At 70.7% G+C, this 18165-nt stretch carries 15 protein-coding genes and 1 pseudogene; 8 read left to right on the top strand and 8 right to left on the bottom strand.

The annotated features are described in order from the left end of the window. The first annotated feature begins 25 nt into the window (after positions 1-25). Positions 26-754: a hypothetical protein gene (locus tag WMF24_RS42780; protein WP_437733233.1), complete on the top strand. Its 729-nt coding sequence runs from the start codon at positions 26-28 to the stop codon at positions 752-754. 258 nt (positions 755-1012) lie between these two features. Here WMF24_RS42780 and WMF24_RS42775 read toward each other — a convergent pair. From WMF24_RS42775 to WMF24_RS42750, 6 genes and pseudogenes are all read right to left on the bottom strand, one after another. Then, positions 1013-1147: pseudogene (locus tag WMF24_RS42775) on the bottom strand (hypothetical protein); the annotation flags it as partial. 392 nt (positions 1148-1539) lie between these two features. Further along, positions 1540-3591 carry a PEGA domain-containing protein gene (locus WMF24_RS42770; RefSeq protein WP_437733232.1) on the bottom strand — a complete coding sequence of 684 codons (2052 nt, stop codon included), beginning with the start codon at positions 3589-3591 and terminating at the stop codon, positions 1540-1542. Between the two features lie 34 nt (positions 3592-3625). Continuing rightward, on the bottom strand, positions 3626-5413 hold the full coding sequence (locus tag WMF24_RS42765; protein WP_437733231.1) for a protein kinase domain-containing protein: 1788 nt from the start codon (positions 5411-5413) through the stop codon (positions 3626-3628). A gap of 261 nt (positions 5414-5674) precedes the next feature. After that, the gene (locus WMF24_RS42760; protein WP_437733230.1) at positions 5675-6235 is read right to left on the bottom strand and encodes an NADPH-dependent FMN reductase; all 561 of its coding nucleotides are present in this window, start codon (positions 6233-6235) and stop codon (positions 5675-5677) included. A 223-nt stretch (positions 6236-6458) separates the two neighbouring features. Next, a complete protein-coding gene (locus tag WMF24_RS42755) occupies positions 6459-7931 on the bottom strand; it encodes a phospholipase D-like domain-containing protein (protein WP_437733229.1) in 1473 nt (490 codons plus the stop codon). Between the two features lie 113 nt (positions 7932-8044). Further along, positions 8045-8668, bottom strand: coding sequence for a TetR/AcrR family transcriptional regulator (locus WMF24_RS42750; RefSeq protein WP_437733228.1), 624 nt, complete (start codon positions 8666-8668; stop codon positions 8045-8047). 225 nt (positions 8669-8893) lie between these two features. Here WMF24_RS42750 and WMF24_RS42745 point away from each other — a divergent pair, with 225 nt between their 5' ends. The 5 genes from WMF24_RS42745 (at position 8894) to WMF24_RS42725 (ending at position 13746) form a co-directional block, all read left to right on the top strand. Then, positions 8894-10093 (top strand): cytochrome P450, encoded by a 1200-nt coding sequence (locus tag WMF24_RS42745; RefSeq protein WP_437733227.1) that lies wholly within the window; start codon positions 8894-8896, stop codon positions 10091-10093. 208 nt (positions 10094-10301) lie between these two features. Then, positions 10302-11516, top strand: coding sequence for a cytochrome P450 (locus WMF24_RS42740; protein WP_437733226.1), 1215 nt, complete (start codon positions 10302-10304; stop codon positions 11514-11516). A 2-nt stretch (positions 11517-11518) separates the two neighbouring features. Then, a complete protein-coding gene (locus WMF24_RS42735) occupies positions 11519-12169 on the top strand; it encodes a TetR/AcrR family transcriptional regulator (RefSeq protein ID WP_437733225.1) in 651 nt (216 codons plus the stop codon). 126 nt (positions 12170-12295) lie between these two features. Beyond that, positions 12296-12511: a ferredoxin gene (locus WMF24_RS42730; protein WP_437733224.1), complete on the top strand. Its 216-nt coding sequence runs from the start codon at positions 12296-12298 to the stop codon at positions 12509-12511. After that, positions 12511-13746 (top strand): NAD(P)/FAD-dependent oxidoreductase, encoded by a 1236-nt coding sequence (locus WMF24_RS42725; RefSeq protein WP_437733223.1) that lies wholly within the window; start codon positions 12511-12513, stop codon positions 13744-13746. Before WMF24_RS42730 ends, WMF24_RS42725 begins: the two co-directional genes overlap by 1 nt. Before the next feature lie 41 nt (positions 13747-13787). On the opposite strand, the gene WMF24_RS42720 is transcribed toward WMF24_RS42725, so the two are convergent. Then, positions 13788-13940 (bottom strand): hypothetical protein, encoded by a 153-nt coding sequence (locus WMF24_RS42720; protein ID WP_437733222.1) that lies wholly within the window; start codon positions 13938-13940, stop codon positions 13788-13790. A 223-nt stretch (positions 13941-14163) separates the two neighbouring features. Next, a complete protein-coding gene (locus WMF24_RS42715) occupies positions 14164-14298 on the bottom strand; it encodes a transposase (RefSeq protein WP_437733221.1) in 135 nt (44 codons plus the stop codon). Positions 14299-14792: 494 nt separating this feature from the next. Here WMF24_RS42715 and WMF24_RS42710 point away from each other — a divergent pair, with 494 nt between their 5' ends. Further along, entirely contained in the window at positions 14793-16634 is a 1842-nt protein-coding gene (locus WMF24_RS42710) for a hypothetical protein (RefSeq protein ID WP_437733220.1), read from the top strand. Positions 16635-16637: 3 nt separating this feature from the next. Continuing rightward, the gene (locus WMF24_RS42705) at positions 16638-18164 is read left to right on the top strand and encodes a hypothetical protein (protein WP_437733219.1); all 1527 of its coding nucleotides are present in this window, start codon (positions 16638-16640) and stop codon (positions 18162-18164) included. Position 18165 lies beyond the last annotated feature (1 nt).

Below are 18165 nucleotides of genomic sequence, written 5' to 3'. Positions count from 1 at the left end.
GGCGGCTTCTGACGGAGGAGGAACGATGGCTACGCAACGCATGCGAATTGCGAGGATGGGTGTGCTGATCGTAGGATTCGCCGCGACCGCGGGATGCACGCTGATCTCGGGGGTAGGATCGCTTGATTTCAACGGTGAGGCCGCTGGAGGAGCTGGCGGAAGCGGTGGCGCCGGTGGCGGCGGCGCCGAAGCGGGAGGCGGCGAGGCGGGCGGCGCTGGCGGCGGCGGAGGCGAAGCGGGAGGCGGCGGGGCGGGCGGCGGCACGGGCGGCGGCGGGGCGGGCGGCGACGTGATGGTCCAAGAGTGCGTGCCTGGCAAGGGGGTCGCCGTGGGCGCCCGCGTCTGGGGTGACGCGTGGCTCAACGGGTTCGTTCTTCATTGCGCCGACTTTCAGAGCGACGGTCACACGGGGAACGGATACGATTCCGGCCCGGTGCTCGGCAGCATGGCGGGCTCGCACGTCTCCAAATTCTGCGACTATCCCATGAATGTCGTGGCGTTCAGGTATACGTACGACGCAGAGCATGTGTACCAGGTCCAGTTCGGTTGCTCGACGCCCGAGGTATGGAAATCGTCGACGCCTGGCGTCGAACAATGGCTCGATCCCATCGGCGGGACGACGGCCGGCCCGCAGCAGTACGAAGAGGAATGTGATGAGGGGTCCGCCTATAGCTACTTCACGCTCGACGTCAGCGAAGATGGTCAATCCATACGAAGCTTCGAAGAGCCTCGCTACTGCTTGCAAATGCCCTGATCCCTCCCAAGGCCGTCTCTGGAGACCTGCGCCTCAGCGAGATGATTCCCCTCTGCGAGGCGGCAGCGACCGGGGCCGGACGCGGCGGCGTAGCTCGGCGAGGTTTGGGATGCGGTTGCGGCCGAGGCACTTGGAGGCGGGCGGCGCTGTTCGCGGCCGACGCGGGGCGCGGCGCCGCGGTCGCCGAGGAGGACCTCAAGGAGGCGCTGCACGAGCTCCTCGTCGACGGGGGCCGCTCACCCGGAGCCTCCTCGGCGCTCAGGGCCACCGCCCATCGTGATCACCCCCTGGCCTGACTTCCGGCGGGTGAAACCAGGCCTCACCCCCCCTCCTCGCCGTCGTCCCCCCGCCGAACCAGCGCTGCAGCGTCCGCCGGTCGACGCCGAGCAGCGCCGCCGCCCGCTGCTTCTTGCCGCCCCGCGATCGAGAACCGGTGCGCCACCTCCGAGCGCAGCTCGGTCAGCTCGACCGTCATCGCGCGCTGCCCGAGCGCCCAGTCCATCCGGAGCGCCATGTCCGATGAGCTGTGGCGAGGTCGGCCGCGGCTCGACCTGACGCGCGCCCCGGCCGCCGGAGCGCCGGCCGGTCAGGCGCGTCGCGCCCGGCCATCGGGCGACGCTGCGTCCACACGCGCGAGATGGCCGCGCCTTCAGCGAGAACGCCGCCCAGGTGCGGGCGCAAGGTCAGGCCAGGTTGAGCGCTCCGACCCTGGCGCTCGGGGGCGACGTCCTGCGGCAGCAGCTCGTGCTCGGTTTCTCTGGCGGGATTCCTGACGCACGGAGCGCTCAGAAGTCGTAACGAAGGCTCACGCCGGGCGCGACCATGAACACGAGGTCGCCCATCACGGGCTCGGGCCTGTAGGTGCCGATCCCGTCGGTCGACGCCGGGATCTCGATGGTCGGATCCCACCTGGGCGGCTCGGGCGCGATGAGCACGAGCAGCTTCACCCCGGCCGAGACCTCGAAGTGGTCGGCGAAGCGGGCGCCGATCCGCGCCTCGGGATCCAGGTAGACGTACGTGGCCGACGAGAACGCCGCGGCCGGCTCGGCGTAGATCGCGCTGCCGTCCCGCGCCGTGAACTGGCCCCTCCGCTCGTCGCGCACCTGGCCGAGCAGCACCCCCGCGCCGAGCCGGAACTGCAGGGGGAAGCGCTGCTCCACGTGGTAGCCGATCGTCGCGCCGAGGAGCGCGCCGCTCAGCCGCAGATCGTCGTCCGCGCGGCCTCGATCCGGCTCGGACACGCCCACCGGATAGAGCTCGGCGTCGCGGCCCTCGACCCCCTGGAACGCCATGAGCCCCCCGACCTCGACCCCGAACCCGAGCCCCGAGCCGAGCTCGTAGGCGCCGTGGAGGAAGGCGGCGGCGCCGAGCCCGAGCGAGCGCGAGCAACCGCCGGAGCAACCGGCGACGTCGCCCCCGAGCGTCGGCGCGAGCAGGAACGACGCGCTCGCGTCGAGCGCGATCTTCGGCGGCTTGCGCCAGACCGGCGCGTCCTCGTCCTGCTCGAGCTGCAGCGTGACCACCTCGCGCTCCCCGCTGTCGAGCGTCACGGACCGCGACGCGGTGAGGAACCCGTCGGCCTTCACCTCGACCTGGTGCCGGCCGCTCTTCAGCCGGCCGAGCCACACGCCGTTGCCGACGTTGACCGAGTTGATCCACACGCTCGCGCCCGGCGGCGTGGGGTTGACGCGCAGCGAGGCGTCGAGCTCCTCGGCGAGCAGCGACAGCGTCGTGAGCTCCTGCGGCCGCACCGGCGCGGCGGTCGGCTGGGAGCCGAGCTTCCCCTCCCCGCGCAGCGTGACCATGTGGTTGCCGACCGACAGCGTGCCGAGCCACGGCGTGCGCCCGACGACGACGTTGTCGACGAGCACGTCGACCGTCTTGCCGGTGCGCTCGACGACGCGCAGCCTGCCGGCCCGGGTGAGCCTGCGGAGCCTGGCCTGCACCGGGATCGTCTGGCCGCCGGCGACGTCGACGCGCCGCTCGAACGGCTCGAACCCCTCCTTGAAGACGCGGATCACGTGCGGCCCTGCGGGCACGCGGATCGGCTTGAAGGGCGGATACTGGCCGCGGTCCTCGCCGCTCACGACGATGGACGCGCCGGGCTCGGCGCCGGTGATGTCGATCGTCCCGACGCGCGTCCTGAGCTCGGCGATGTCGCGCTGGACGGCCGCGCGCTCGGCGGCGGACACGTTGAAGTCGCGGAGGAACGCCTCGAACATGTCGAGCGCCTCGTTGTGGCGCCGCAGCTCCCGCAGCGCGATCGCCGCGTTCCTCGTCGCGGCGCGCGTCGGGAACAGCTTGCGCGAGAGCATGAACTCCGCGAGCGCGGGCCCGAGCGCCCCCTGACCGAGGAGCGCGAGCCCCTTCTCGAAGTGCTGAAGCGCCTCCTGGCGGACGGCCTCGGACACCGGGACCTCGTCCCCCAGCGAGCGGGGCGCCGCCGGGTCCTGCGCCGGCGCGGCCTCGCCGGAGGCCGCCGGGGCCGGCCCTGCCCCGCCGGGCGACGGCGCCGCCTGGCCCGGCGACGGCGCCGCCCCGCCCGGCGGCTGCGCCGCCCCGCCCGGCGGCTGCGCCGCCCCGCCCGGCGGCTGCGCCGCCCCGCCCGGCGACGGCGGCGCCCCGCCCGGCGACGGCGGCGCCCCGCCCGGCGACGGCGGCGCGCCGGACTGCGCCCGCGCCGGCAGCGGCGCGAGCGCCGCCAGCAGCCCCGCCGCCAGCGCCGTCCGGAGGGCCGCGCGCCCGCGGGGCGCGCCCCTCGAGCCCGGAAGATCGGCTGCCTCGGATCCCTGCGTCGGCCCGCTTCGCCCGGCCGACGGCCGCTCACGCTCGCCCATCACGTTCGTCTGTCCCGCCCTGCTCCAAGGAGGCTCACTGCTTGAATTCGTCGGTGTCGTGCGTGAACCCCGGAGGCACCGCGGGGCGCGTCGTGCTCGGCGCCGGCGCGGCGCTCGCCTTCGGCGTCGACGCGGGCCGCGCGTGCGCGGTGGGGAGCTCGACCTTCGCGGGGTACGCCCCGCCCTCGGTGATGGCGATCTCGGTCGTCACCTGGGACGAGCCCTTGAACACGCGGACCTTGTACGTCCTGCCGAGGCGCCCGTTGATCTCGAGGACGCCGTCGGAGGTGGCCGCGCGCTCGCCCTCGAGCTCGACGAGCGCGTCTTCCGGCCAGATCACGACGCGCACGCGCCGCTCCGGCGGCGCGTCGGGCGGCTTCGTGGTGCTGGGCGTGCTGGGCGGCGCCTCGACGACCGCGACCGGGGTCGGGGGCGCGGCCTGGCTGGCCGACGCGACGGGCTCCGGCGCCGTGATCGGCGCCGGGGCGACCTCGGGGGTCGCGGAGAAGCGCTGCGCCGCCATCACCCCCAGCCCCACGACGGCGCCGAGCGCGGCGACGCCGCCGACGAGCGCGATGCCCTTGGCGGACCGCCCGAGGCGCGCGCCGCCGCCGGAGCGAGACGCCGTGAGCCCGCCCTGCGTGCCTGCCGGCACGGCGGGGTACGCCCCGCTCGGCAGCGCCGCGCCCGACGCGGCCGGGTACCCGCCGCTCGCGTTCGCGCCCGACGCGGCCGGGTACGCCCCGCTCGCGTTCGCGCCCGACGCGGCCGGGTACGCCCCGCTCGGCAGCGCCGCGCCGCTGACGGCCGGGTACCCGCCGCTCGCGTTCGCGGGGGGTATCGACGCGTGCGGGTTGCTCTGCCGCAGCTCGGGGCCGATCGCGCCGAGGCGCGGGGCCACGTGGTGGCGGTGCGCCTCGGTCAGGGGGCCGAGCATGTCCTCCTGGATGGCCCACCCGTAAGGCAGCATCGGCCGGAGCGTGGCCAGGAGCTCCTGCGCGCTCTGGAACCGGCGCGCCGGGTCCTGCTGGAGGCAGCGGTGCACGATCGCCGCGATCTCTGCCGGGACCCACGGCGCGAAGTCCTGGAGCGGCGGCACGGGCGACGAGCAGATCGAGAGGATGAGCTGCCCGAGCGCCTTGATGTCGTGGAAGGGCGTGCGCCCGGACAGCGCCTGATAGAGGACGGCGCCGAGCGACCAGATGTCGGTGCGGTGGTCGATCTCGCGCTGCCCGACGGCCTGCTCCGGCGACATGTAGAGCGGCGAGCCCACGAGGCTGCCGGTCTTCGTGAGATCGGCCCCCTCGGTGTCGTTCGCCTGGTCCATCTTGACCTTGGCGATCCCGAAATCGAGCAGCTTGACGATGATCTCGCCCGCGTCGCGCCGCGCGAGGAACAGGTTGTGCGGCTTGATGTCGCGGTGGACGACGCCCGCGTCGTGCGCCTTCTGCAGCCCGAGGCAGCAGTGCACGGCGATGCGCAGCGCGACGTGCGGCGCGAGCGGGCCGGTGCGGAGCAGGAGGTGCTGGAGGTCCTCGCCGGAGAGGAACTCCATCGCGAGGAACGGCAGCTTCGTCTCGCGATCGACCCCGGCGTCGAGCACCTGGGTGATGTGCTGCGTGTCGATGGCCCCGGCGGCGCGCGCCTCGCGCTGGAAGCGCTGCACGATCTTCGGATCGCGGGTCAGGTCGAGCGAGCTGATCACCTTGATGGCGCAGCGCCGGCCCGTGGCTGTGTGCTCGGCCTCATACACCGAGCCCATCGCTCCCTCGCCGAGGAGCTTGGCTATCCGGTACTTGCCGTCGATGACCGTGCCGATCACAAGGCTACGATCGACTGTATGCGGTTCCGCCCGGGATCGCAACGCTCGCCCGCCGCGGGGCGAGGCGCCGTGGGGCGTCAGCGCGGCCGGATTTCCAGTGCGGCTACGTCCATGGCTGGCCCGGGCGAGGCATCCGGAGAAAGAGCCGAAATTTCAGCAAGTTGTGCGGCAACACGCGAAACCACGCGCCAGCCACGCGGCGACAGGTCCGGGCGCGGCGCCGGGCGCGCTCGATCGAGCTGTCCTGTCAGCGCGTGTTGCTCACTTGCCGCGGAGCGTCTTCATCGCGCCGCCCCAGGCGAGGAGCTGGTCGAGCATGTTGCCGACCGACTTCTCGTGGCGAGGGTGGGGCTTGAACACGCTGAAGTTCTCGAAATCGTCGTACAGGGAGAGCATGACCTGCGCGCGCACGTCCGCGACCTGGAGCTCGGCCATCACGAGCCGCAGGTGCTCGACGGCGCGAGCGCCTCCCGCGCTGCCGTAGCTCACGAAGCCGGCCGCCTTGTTGTTCCATTCCTTGTACAGGTAATCGATCGCGTTCTTGAGCGCGCCCGAGGTGCCGTGGTTGTACTCCGGCGTGACGAACACGAAGGCGTCGAAGGAATCGATCTTCGCCGCCCACGCCTTCGTATGAGGCTTCGTGTACTGTCCCATCGACGGCGGCGCCGGCTCGTCGAGCAGCGGCAGGTCGAAGTCCTTGATATCGACGAGCTCGTACTCGGCGCCTCCCTTCTTCGTCGCCACGCCGTGGACCCACTTCGCGACGGCCTCGCCGTTTCGTCCCGGCCGCGTGCTCCCCAGAATGATGGCCACCTTCAGCATGATTGCGCTCCAGTCGGTGGCCCCGCTCCGATCGAGCGAGCGGATCGCGCGAACGGGCGGCGGGGCGCACGTTCGCGCGAGCTCGCGGTGATCGACGGGGGCCGTTCGAGGTTGCTACGAACTGCGGTTCAAGGGCGTGTACGTACCGTACCTCCTGGGCGTCAAGTGGGCGGCCAGCCGGAGCTCAGCAGCCAGCGCGGCGACGCCGGCGAGCTCGACCGCCTCACGGTGCGCGCGGCGATGAGCCCGGCGACGAGTGCGGCGATGAGGCGGCGGCCCTGGCCCTGCGGGCGAGGGCCACGTACCGGATGATCAGGCTGACCGCCGACCACAGCGCGAGCACGGCGAGCGGCCACGCGAGGAGCTTCGGAACCCACAGGGCGACCGCCGCGCTGCCGAGCAGCAAGAGCGCCCCGCCGAGCAGGATCCCCCCCTCGGCCGCGCCGAGGACGCGGCGGTTCGTGATCGCCGCGCCCACGGTGTTCGCGAGGCGCAAGGCGCCCGCGGCGGAGCGCCCCGTCCCGGCGCCCTGCGGGGGGCGCGCCCTGCCGGGGGCGGCGCGGCGCCGCGCGTGGAGGACGATCTCCGTCGCGCCGCGGAGGTCTTCCTCGAACTGCGCCTGCATGCGCCCGGCGAACTCCTCATCTTCGATCGCCACGTCGATCTCGCAGTTCTCCAGCCAGCTCGCGATATTGAGGTTGCTCGATCCAACGCGCGCCCAGCGGCCATCCGCCACCGCGGTCTTCGCGTGGAGCATGGATCCGTTCCACTCGTAGACGCGGACCCCGGCCTCGAGCAGCGGGCGATACCCGGCCCGCGACAGCGTGCCCACCGCCGGGATATCGCTCGTGCCCGGGACGAGCAGGCGCACGTCGACTCCATCGCGCGCCGCCGCCGCGAGCGCCTGCACGTACGGCGCGATGCCGACGAAGTACGCGTCCGTGAGCCAGAGCGATCGCTGGGCCAGCGCGGCGATGAGCTGATCGAGCCGGTAGAGCCCGGTCGTGCTCGGCAGCTTCGCCACGACGCGCACGTCCACGTTTCCCACCGGCGGTGGGGCGTCGGCGAGCACGGGCAGGTCGGGGGGCAGGCCGTCGCCGAGCGTCGCCCAGTTGTCGGCGAAGGCGACCGCGAGCGCGTGGACCGCGGGCCCCCGCACGGCGACCCCCGTGTCGCGCCACGGCGGCACGCGGCGCGCCGGGTCGCCGAGCCACCTGCCGCTCACGCAGATGCCGGAGACGAAGCCGACCTCGGCGTCGATGACGAGCAGCTTGCGATGGTCGCGCGTCACCCAGCCGAACGGGCTCGTGAAGCTGAACGGGTTGTAGGTGCGGACCTCGCCGCCCGCCGCGCGCAGCTCTCTCCAGAAGTGGTCCGTCGACGACCCGATGCACCCGAACCAGTCGCGGATCACGCGGACGTCGACGCCCGCCGCGGCGCGCTCGCTGAGCGCGCCGCGGAACTCGCGCGCCAGCGCGTCGTCGTCGAAGATGTAGTTCTCGAGCAGGATCGAGGTGCGCGCCGCCCGTATCGCGGCGAGCCAGGCGTCGAAGTTGGCGCGCCCGTCGATCAGCAGATCGACCGCGTTCCCCCCGATGAGCGGCGCGCCGGCGACCCGGCTGAACGTCTGCCTCGCGACGACGCGCAGCGGGGCGTTCGTCGGGGAAGAGCGCGGGGGAGCGAGGACGGCGGCCATGGCACTCTAGGTGCCAGAGTTCCCGGGTCCCGTCACGCACCGCGCCGACGACGTGCCCCGGTGGCCGCCGTGGCTCCGCGCGCCGCGTGGTCGACGCGCCCGAGCGCTCGCGCTCACCCCCCGGGCGCCCGCGGAGGGACGGATTCGGGAAGGTCCTTGCCCTGGCGCTGGCGGGGGCGGCCCAGCAGGCGCCTGCCCGCGGCGAGGAGGTGCTCGCGCAGCGTGTCGTCGTCGATGCCCGCATACTCGGGATCGCCGCCGGTCATCGCGAGCCCCGTGAACACGACGTGCACGGCGATCGCGTCGGTCAGGCTCGGGTGGGCGCCGGCGAGGACCGCTCTCATTCTGCTCTTGAGGTCCTCGCCTCTCGGCGCCTGGAACGTCCTGTTCATGACCCGCTGGATCCCGGGGTCGCTGTAGTACAGGCCGATGAGCGCGCGCTGGCGGACGATCAGATCGACGAACCCGGCCAGCACGTTGTCGATCTGCGCGCCCCGGCTCCGCTTCGTCCGCGCCTCGTCGATGATCCGCTCGAGCTCCTGCAAGGCGGGCGCGGCGACGGCCTCGGTGATCTCGTCCTTGGTCCTGAAGTGGTAGTACACGGCGGCCTTCGTGACGCCGAGCTCGTCGGCGATCATCTGCAGCGACGTTCCCTCGACCCCGTGCTCGCTGAACAGCTTCAGCGCGGTGTCGAGCAGTCGCGATCGGGTGTCGTGGGCGGCGGTGCTGGCGGTCATACGCCCTCCTCGCGGGACGCGAGACAGTACCCTGCTCCTCACGCCATGGCATGCGCGCCGGACCGTCCGGCATGCGTGCCGGCCGTCCGGGGTGCTTGCCGATCGGCTAGCGGGGCACAGGTCCCAGGCTAGCCGATCGGCTTGCCGATACTAGCCGATCGGCTAGCCTGGGGGCGGCTCGCGGGAAGGACACCTTCCGCTTACGCCCCGAATCGAGGTGGAACCATGTCAGCCGATCCCGTTCCGACGCTCCCCATGACCCGGACCTGCCCCTACGCGCCGCCAGCGGAGCACCGCCGGCTCCGCGACGAGGCGCCCCTCGCCAAGGTGAAATTGCCAAACGGCAGGACCGTGTGGGCCGTTACAAGCCACAAGCACATCCGGGCGATCCTGTCCGACCCCCGGTTCAGCTCGAACCGGCGCGACCCGAACTTCCCCACGCTGGCCAGCGAGCGCCCGGCCTCGAGCCCCCTCAAGCCGCTGCTCCTCGAGCTGGACCCGCCCGAGCACGGGCCTGCGCGCCGGGCCGTGCTCGGGGAGTTCACGGTCCAGCGGACCAACGCGCTCGGGCCGCGCATCCAGCAGATCGTGGACCAGCACATCGACGCCATGCTGGCCGGGCCGCGCCCTGTCGATCTCGTGCAGGCGCTCGCCCTGCCGGTCCCTTCTCTCGTGATCTGCGAGCTGCTCGGCGTGCCCTACGCCGATCACGAGTTCTTCCAGACGCGCTCTGCGCAGCTCGTGAGTCACAAGACGCCTGCCGACGTCGTCGCGCGCTCGGTCGGCGAGCTCATGGCGTATCTGGGCCAGCTCGTGGCGTCCCGGGTGGAGAACCCCACCGACGATCTGATCGGCCGCCAGATCCAGAAGCAGCGCGAGGGCGGCGGCGTCGATTTCGAGGGCCTCATCGGCCTTTCGTTCCTGCTCCTCATCGCCGGGCACGAGACGACCGCGAACATGATCTCGCTGAGCACGCTGGTGCTGCTGAAGCACCCGGAGAAGCTCGCGGCCCTCCGGCAGGATCCCTCGAAGACCGTCGGGGCCGTCGAGGAGCTGCTGCGGTATTTCACGATCGCCGAGTCCGCGCTCGGTCGGATCGCCACGGAGGACGTGGAGATCGGCGGTGTGCTCATCCGGGCCGGCGAGGGCGTCCTCGCGCTGGCCAACACGGCCAACCGCGATCCCGAGGTGTTCGAGGACGCCGACGAGCTCGATCTCGAGCGCGGCTCCCGCAACCACCTCGCGTTCGGCTTCGGCCCGCACCAGTGCCTCGGCCAGAACCTCGCCCGGCTCGAGCTGCAGATCGTCATCGACACGCTGTTCCGGCGGATCCCCGGATTGCGGCCCGCCGTGCCCCTGGAGGAGCTGTCGTTCAAGGACGACGCCACGGTCTACGGCATGCGCGAGTTCCCGGTCACCTGGTGAGGGCACGGGCGCGCGTGACGATCCCCTCTCGCGCGCCCTTCGCCGGCGCCTCCGCCGGCGGCCTCGCCGTCGCGGAGGCGCCTTGTCCTGACCACATCCGCTGCACGGCGCCCACCCCGGCTGCCCCGCTCGCCCCGGAACGCCGCGCCTCAAATTAAGTCACTTGACTTGTAAGTCGATTGCCTTAAAACCGTGGCTGGAGGTCTTGATGTCCACCGATCGCAGCGAGAAGGTCCTGGATTATCCGTTCCGCGCCCCCACCGCCGTCGAGCCCCCGGAGGAGTGGGCGACGCTCCGCCAGGGTTGCCCGGTGGCCCATGTCCGGCTGCCGAGCGGGGACGAGGCGGTGCTCGTCACGCGGTATGACGACGTGCGCCAGGTGCTCTCGGATCCGCGGTTCACCCGGAACCTGAGCCAGGAGGGCGCGGCGAGGATCACGGCCAACGAGGGCGGCAGCGCCTTCGAGAGCGAGGCGGCGGCCGAGATCTCGGGCGGCGAGCAGCACGAGAGGTGGCGGCGCTTCATCAGCCGGTGGTTCACCGTCAAGCGCATCGCGTCCATGCAGCAGAGCATCGAGTCGATGGCGAATGGGCTCATCGACAGGATGGTCGCGAAGGGCCCGCCCGCCGATCTCGTCAGCGAGCTCGCCTTCCCCTTGCCGGTCTGGGTGATCGCCGAGATCCTCGGCATCTCCGTGGACGACCGCGACAGGCTCGCTCACTGGTCCAACGCGATGCTCACCATGACGCAGTTCACCCAGGAGGAGGTGGACAGGGCGCAGGCGGAGTTCGTCCAGTACCTGATGGGCCATATCGCGAAGAAGCGCGCAGAGCCCGGGGATGATCTGCTGAGCGACCTGATCAGGGCCGCCGACCAGGGAGAGCACATCAACGAGAAGATCCTCCTGATGACGGCGCAGGGCGTCCTGGTGGCCGGGCACGAGACCACCTCGAACATGATCGCCAAGATGGTCGCCATGCTGCTCTCGGATCGGAGGCGCTGGGAGCAGCTCCTGGCCGAGCCCTCGCTCGTCCGCACCGCGGTGGAAGAGGCGCTGCGCTTCGACGCCAACGCGGGGTTCGGGCTCCCGCGCTTCATCACCGAGGACATCGAGCTCTCGGGCACGAAGGTGCCGAGCCGCACGACGGTCATCTGCAGCATGGCGGCGGCGAACCGGGACGAGAGGGCTTTTGATCGGGCCGACGAGATGGTGCTGAGCCGGTCGCCGAACCCGCACCTCGCGTTCGGCGCGGGCGGCCATTCGTGCGTGGGTCAGGCGCTCGCGCGGACCGAGCTGCAGACGGTGCTCAGCGTGCTGCTGCGCCGCTTGCCCGCGCTCGATCTCGCGGTCGCCCCCGCGGACTTGCCGCGCCGCGAGGGCCTGCTCGTCGGCGGGATCGAGAGGCTTCTGGTACGCTGGTGAGCATGGCCGGCTCGAGGACGAGGCATGCGCAGGCGACCGAGACGAGGGAGGTGATCCTGGACGCGGCGGAGCGGCTCTTCGCCGAGCACGGGGTGGCCGCGGTGTCGAACCGCCAGGTGAGCGAGGCGGCCGGCCAGGCGAACAACTTCGCTGTCGGGTATCACTTCGGCACCAAGGACGATCTGGTGCTCGCGATCGTGCGGCGGCATGTCCCGGCCATCGAGCGGCGGCGGGAGGCGATGCTGGCGAACATCAAGGGTTCGTCGGACCTGCGCGACTGGCTCGCGTGCCTCGTGCGGCCGACGGTCGACCATATCGCCTCGCTCGGGGTCCCGAGCTGGTATGCGCGCTTCTCCGCGCAGGTCATGACGGACCCTGGCTTGCGCAAGCTCGTGATCGACGAGATGATCGCGACGCCGGCCATGCAGGAGACCATCGCGGGGCTCGAGCGGCTCCGGCCGATCTGGCCCGAGGAGGTGCTGGAGGAGCGCGGCGACATGAGCCGGCACCTCATCGTGCACATGTGCGCGGAGCGGGAGCGCGCGCTCCAGGCGGGGTGCCCGACGCCGCGGGCCACGTGGGACGCGGCGGCGGTGGGCCTCGTCGACGCGCTCGTCGGGCTCTGGACGGCTCCGGTGACCCCGACGGGGTGAACCGTAGGAGGACACGGAATCAGACGTGGAATCAGGCGTGGAATCGGACGCGGTACAAGACGCGAATCACACGCGAAGTCGAACGCGGTACAAGACGCGGGATCGGAATCGGAGGCGAAGAGAACCATGGATGCCAGTTCGAAGCTCACGGTGATCGTCGACTATGAAAAATGCTGCGGCGCTGGCCAATGCGTGATGGTCGCGCCGAAGGTCTTCGATCAGCGGGATGATGGAATCGTGATCCTCCTCGACGCCGAGCCGCCGGCGGAGCAGCACGCGGCGGTCCGGGAGGCGGTCGCCGTTTGCCCGGGCGCCGCGATCCGGCTTGGCGAGAGCGCGTGATGGGAGCGCCGTCGAGCGTCCTCGTCGTCGGCGCCTCCGTGGGCGGCCTCGCCGTCGCGGAGGCGCTGCGGCGCGAGGGGTACGCGGGCGGGCTGACGCTGCTCGGCGCGGAGCGGCACCTGCCCTACGACCGGCCGCCGCTCTCGAAGAAGGTGCTGTCCGGCGCCATGGATCCGGCCGGCACCCAGCTTCGCCCCGAGGCGGCGCTCGCGAAGCTCGACGCGGAGCTCATCCTGGGCGACGCCGCGGTTCGCCTCGACGCGGGGGCGCGCGAGGTGGAGACCGCGACGGGGCGCAGGCTGCGCGCGGAGGTCGTCGTGCTGGCCACCGGCCTCGAGCCGCGCCGGCTGCCGGCGCAGGAGCGATGGGCGGGCGTCCACGTCCTGCGCACCCTGGACGACGCGCTCGCGCTGCGCGCCGACCTGCTCGCCGGGCCACGGGTGGTCGTCGTCGGCGACGGCGTGCTCGGCACGGAGATCGCCGCGACGGCGCGCGGCATGGGCCTCGCGGTGACCCTCGTCGGCCCGCAATCGGCGCCGCTCGAGAGCCAGCTCGGGGCGCTCGTCGGCGGGTATCTCGCCAGCTTGCACACAGCGCAAGGCGTGGCGCTGCGCCTCGGCGTGGCGGTCGAGGGGCTGGTCGGCGCCGAAGGACGGGTCTCCGGGGTGCGTCTGGCGAACGGCGAGGTGCTGCCCGCGGACGTTGTCGTGGTGGCCATTGGCTCCCGCCCGGCAACGGGGTGGCTCGCGGGCAGCGGGCTGCAGATCGCCGACGGGATCGTGTGCGACTCGCGGTGCCGGGCAGCGGAGGGCATCTATGCCGTCGGCGACGTGGCGTTCTGGGTGCACGAGGGGCTGGGAACGGGGCTGCGCCTGGAGAACCGGAGCAACGCCGTCGAGCAGGGGACGGCCGTGGCGGCGAACATCCTCGGCAAGGACAGGCCGTACACGCCGGTGCCGTACTTCTGGACCGATCAGTTCGACGTCAAGATCCAGGTCCATGGTCTGCTGCCGGGTCATTCCGAGGTGGCGGTCGTGGACGGCGACCCTGCGCGGCGTCAGTTCGTCGCGGTCTATGGCCGAAGCGGCAAGGTCACCGGCGTGGTGGGGTGGAACATGGTGAAACAGGCCCGCCTGTACCGGCAGCACGTCGTGGATGGGACGGCGTGGAGCGACGTGGTGCCCGCCGGCGCGCACGGGAGGCCGGTCGGGGCGGCGGTGACCGCGGAGGCGTGACCTGGGCTGTGGGGGGTCCTCGCCCGCTCCCGCGGACAGTCTCACCATACCGCCAGCGCGGTCACGTAGGCCTTCACCTCGTACGCGATAGCGATCACGCAGGCAAGCCGCGAATGCCGTCGTTTGAGGTTGTAGACGGTGTCGATGTAGTCTCCGATCGAGGCGACGGCGGCCGCTCGCGTCGGATCTCGCACTCTAGAGCGGGGAGCAGGTTCGGGGGATACAGGCTCATCCGTGTAATTCGGCTCGCTGCGAGGTGTTCTTCGGCCTGTCGGCTCCGCCCGTGCCCCTCGGACCTGCTCCCCGCTCTAGTTCCAGCCGCTTCACGTCGCTGCCCAGCCGCCGCAGTTCCTCACGCTCCGGCAGCGTCAACGCCCCCGGCGGGCCGTGGCCCGCGTCGGTGTCCGCGCGCTTGGTTTACTCGCGCAACGCCGTCTCGGTCAGGTCGAGATCGTTCGCCACCTGGCCGATGCTCCGGTCGCCCGCCTTCGCCAGCCGTACCGCCTCCGCCTTAAGCTCGGGCGTGAACGCCCTCGTCCTTCTCCGTCCCATCTCTGCGCCATGGTGCCGTCGGGGTGTCCACGGAAGCGGGGGAGGACCACTCCTCCGATGATGGACCACGAATCGAGGAGCGCCCGAAAGGTCGATGCGCATCTCTTCGGGATCGCCACGGTGCGCCAGACTCGTAAACCCTGATACGCAAGGCGGTCAGCAACGCGCCGGAGGTGATGAGATCGCCGGCGGTACCCCGAGCAAAGCCTCGCGTCGGGCTCGCGTGGGACCGGCGCTGGCCTGCCAGCTACGAGGTGCGATGATGTGCGGCTCGAGCAACCGCCTGAATGCGCGTGGATTCGCTCCGGATCGCCAGCCCTCACCATCTGCGGCAACGTGCGCGTGAGTACATACGACGAGGTCGACCCCGGAGTGAACGTAGGGAACGGCGTACCAGCTCGCATCCGTCTGGAGTTACGGACGCAAACAGGTGTATGTTGGTTCGCCTCCCGTTTCATCCCGCGCTGACCAGACTTCCATGCTTCGGAGCCGCCATGACCCCGCTCCCATTGATCACGCAACCGATGGTCGAGTACCTGAACTCGCTCCGCACGCAAGAGCGCGAGGCGAACCCGACCTACGTTTACGAGAATCGCCGTGATTTTCTAGATGCCCTCCGCGCTACCTACCCCTGGTTCCCACCGGATGAGGCACTCCACGTACGTACGAGGCTCGATGCGCTCGCTACGGCGCTCGCCGCGGATCAGATCGAGGTCAACGCGATCTTCCTGACCGGTGACGCTGGCGATGGGAAAACTGCGCTTTGTGCGCTCCTCGCTCGGCAACTCGGTCACGCTGATGAGCTCGCAGAGGTGACGCAGGCGGGCGGCTGGATCATCGTGAAAGACGCCTCCGAAATCGAGGAGGCGCGCCTGAAGGAGCTCATCGAGCAGCACGTGCTCGGGGGGGGCGGAGTAACCCGCCTCCTCGTCGCGATCAACGAGGGAAGGCTCCGGCGCATCATGCGTCAGGAACCAAGATTCGCCGCACTATGGGAGAACCTGGTCCAGCCCTCGCTTGAAGCCTGGATCGACCAGACTGCGGCCGAACGCCTCGACGAACGGATGCGCGCGGAGCGCGTGCTGGTCGTGAACTTCCGGCACCGGTTCCACGTGCGGACAGCGGTTCCGGCGCTGCTCATGGCGTGGACGCCAGAAAAGCTCTGGGAACAGGCCTCATGCGGCTCCTGTACCGCCAGGGAGACCTGTCCCATACTGGCCAACGCGGCGTCGCTGCGTGTACCCGAGACGCAACACCGGATCACGGACGTGCTCACGAGCGCTCATTTCTCGGGGCAGCGCCTGCCCTTTCGGCGGCTTCAAGCCGTGCTGGCGCTCACGATCACCGCGGGCTTGCGCTGTCTGGACGTCCAGACAGGCGCACTCTCCGCGACCAGCACTCTCACGCCCCTCACACGGCTGGGTTATCGGTTCTATGAAGCTCTCTTCCGGACCGAGCGCTCGAAGCCGGTCCAGGTCCAGGCCGAGCCCGTCGTTCGAACTTTCGCCCCGGCTGACGGAGGGCTGGCCGCAGATCTGTCGTTCGATCGTGAGGTGAGCGCGCTGACTGCATCGAACACGCATGGGGCGGGCCAGCCGCTCCTCCGAGGTCAGGCGCTCCCCCCACTCGAGCGTGAGGCTGTGGCGTACGTGCAGCGAGTCGCCATGACCGGCGAGGCATCAAATTTCGGTGTTGAGCTTGCGAGGCTCACCCAGTGCCTCCGAAGGTGGCGGGACCTCACCATCGTGACACCGGAAGCGGAGCGGCCCACCTGGCGCCGAGCGCTCGCGCTCCTCGAAGACTACGCGAATGGCAAGGACGGCGTGCCGCTGAAGCGCGCGGTCGTCGGGGCGCTGAACCGGCTGCACCGGGCTGAGGCCACAACAGAGGACTCGCTGGTACGCAGGCAGCTCGATCCCGCGGGCTTCCGCGATCCCGCGCGGCTCGCGCTCGAGCTCGACCTCGGCGTTCGATTTGAGGCACGGCTGCGCAGGGGACCCGAGTTGCCGCCCGTCATCAAGGAATGGCTCGAGGGGTGCGCGTCGGAGGTCATCCTCGAGGCGCGCCCCGAGCAGTCCAGCGAGTCATGGGCGCAGCTCCCTCTCAACGCGCGCCTTGTCGAGACCCTCCTGGGTGTGCGGGAGGGATTCACCTTCCTGGGAGCGCTCGGCCCATACCGGCGCGACCTCGCCAGATTCTTCAGTCAACTACTCGCGCGCGCGAGCACGTCGGGACACGCACCGCGTGTGATCTTGCGTGCAGACAACAAGAGTTATCACGTCAGCACCACGACCTCTTCCGGTGCCGTCCGGCTCCGCTTCGAAGGAGACGGTTGACCGATGAGCACACCGCCGACCAAGCTCGAAAATCTGACCGAATCCTTGCAGCGCTATCTCGGTCTGCAACAAGCGCAGACGGTCAAGGAGGAGGATATCACGGCTGATGCGCTCGCCCGGCTTCACGGTGCTCGCGGTGACGTTAGTCAGCTTCAGCGGCTCTGGGAGGACCCAGGTGAGGTGGGACCGGATCTGGTCGATGGCTGGAATGAGCGGGAGCACCGGCCCGCGCTGGTGGCCCTGCAGCGGGTACTGGGCGTGAGCCTTGCCGTCAAATGGAATCGACAAGGGCACCCCGATTCCTTTCTCCCCTTCGCCCCTACCTTCGTCGCGAGCAGGAAGGTCAGCACCATCTACCGCGAGCTGGGCCGGAGTGTCGTCGACGGGCTCTGGGGCCGGCCGGGCTTCGAGGAGGTGCGCAAAGGCGTCGCCGCCCGCGCGGCGGAATGGGGGCAGCATCACCCCCTTGCCCTCGTGCTCGCCCCCCTCTGTCCCCGATCGAAGGGCAGCGACGGCAAGTCGTCGGAGAAAGCGCATTTGGCTGAAGTCATCGAGAGCGACGCCAGCCTGCATACGTGGGTCGACAGCGTCGTCGCCGAGGACTGGCGCGCCTGGCTCCAGGCCTCCGCGCGGCTCTCCGTCGACGAGCAGGTCGAGACGATGACCGGGCTGGTCTGCCTCCACCTCCATGTGGCCCTCCTCCGCAGGCTCGCGGTCGCGGAGGGCGTGGTCCCCTGCTTCTTCGTCGTCGTCGAGGGACAGCAGATCGACCCGATGTGCGCACGTGCGGCGTCGAACATCTTCAGCTTCTGGCGTGACCGCGCCGAGGACGCGCTCGGGCTTGTGGCACAGCACGCCATCGCGAATGCCGCTGCTACGGACTTGGCCCTGAAGAGCGCGCTTGAGGCGGGCGACTGGACGACGCCGAGGCTGTGGGCCACGCTAGATATTCGCGGAGGAGCCCCGTCCCGGCGGTCGACCAGCGAGTACCAGCAGTACGTGAAGGAGGCGATCGAGGCACGAGCCGCAGCTGGCGCGCCACCGGCCGCAGGCGAGGTGCACCAGATCGTAGTGCAGGCTCTCCAGCGCGCCTTCACGGGACCGAGCCGCGTTGCTGCGAAGGTGAAGGACCACCTGCGCCTTTACGGTAGGGCCGCGGGAATCGTGGGGCCAGATGACGGCGCCCGTAAGCGCTATCAGCTGGACGAGCGCGCCCTGAATCTGCTCGCGCGCCTGCACGCGATGAGATCACCGGACCATGTGAGATCGGACGAGGAGGATAAGATGTCCGTAGAGGCCCTGCTCGACGACATCTTCGAGCGGTATGGAATTATCGTGACCATCGATCGCGACCGCATCCACCGCGCTCTCGGCGCATCATCCCAGAAAAGCATAATCCAGAGGCTGCGTCTGCTCTTCCCGGGCGAAGAGAGAATGCGACACAACCGCGCGAACCTCGAACGCAGGCTCGACGACCTCCGTTTCGTGCGGCGTTACTCCGATGCGTCAGCCGTAATTCATATCGCGTAAA

It is taken from the genome of Sorangium sp. So ce1335 (assembly GCF_051521615.1).
Classification (GTDB): Bacteria; Myxococcota_A; Polyangia; order Polyangiales; family Polyangiaceae; genus Sorangium.
This window is presented reverse-complemented; position numbering and strand designations above follow the sequence as displayed.

Bases quoted from the DNA above. Each gene is read 5' to 3' on its own strand.
- WMF24_RS42760 (WP_437733230.1), bottom strand. From the start codon at position 6,235: ATGCTGAAGGTGGCCATCATTCTGGGGAGCACGCGGCCGGGACGAAAC.
- WMF24_RS42725 (WP_437733223.1), top strand. From the start codon at position 12,511: ATGGGAGCGCCGTCGAGCGTCCTCGTCGTCGGCGCCTCCGTGGGCGGC.
- WMF24_RS42705 (WP_437733219.1), top strand. From the start codon at position 16,638: ATGAGCACACCGCCGACCAAGCTCGAAAATCTGACCGAATCCTTGCAG.
- WMF24_RS42780 (WP_437733233.1), top strand. From the start codon at position 26: ATGGCTACGCAACGCATGCGAATTGCGAGGATGGGTGTGCTGATCGTA.
- WMF24_RS42740 (WP_437733226.1), top strand. From the start codon at position 10,302: ATGTCCACCGATCGCAGCGAGAAGGTCCTGGATTATCCGTTCCGCGCC.
- WMF24_RS42715 (WP_437733221.1), bottom strand. From the start codon at position 14,298: ATGGGACGGAGAAGGACGAGGGCGTTCACGCCCGAGCTTAAGGCGGAG.
- WMF24_RS42710 (WP_437733220.1), top strand. From the start codon at position 14,793: ATGACCCCGCTCCCATTGATCACGCAACCGATGGTCGAGTACCTGAAC.
- WMF24_RS42750 (WP_437733228.1), bottom strand. From the start codon at position 8,668: ATGACCGCCAGCACCGCCGCCCACGACACCCGATCGCGACTGCTCGAC.
- WMF24_RS42755 (WP_437733229.1), bottom strand. From the start codon at position 7,931: ATGGCCGCCGTCCTCGCTCCCCCGCGCTCTTCCCCGACGAACGCCCCG.
- WMF24_RS42735 (WP_437733225.1), top strand. From the start codon at position 11,519: ATGGCCGGCTCGAGGACGAGGCATGCGCAGGCGACCGAGACGAGGGAG.
- WMF24_RS42770 (WP_437733232.1), bottom strand. From the start codon at position 3,591: ATGGGCGAGCGTGAGCGGCCGTCGGCCGGGCGAAGCGGGCCGACGCAG.
- WMF24_RS42730 (WP_437733224.1), top strand. From the start codon at position 12,296: ATGGATGCCAGTTCGAAGCTCACGGTGATCGTCGACTATGAAAAATGC.
- WMF24_RS42745 (WP_437733227.1), top strand. From the start codon at position 8,894: ATGTCAGCCGATCCCGTTCCGACGCTCCCCATGACCCGGACCTGCCCC.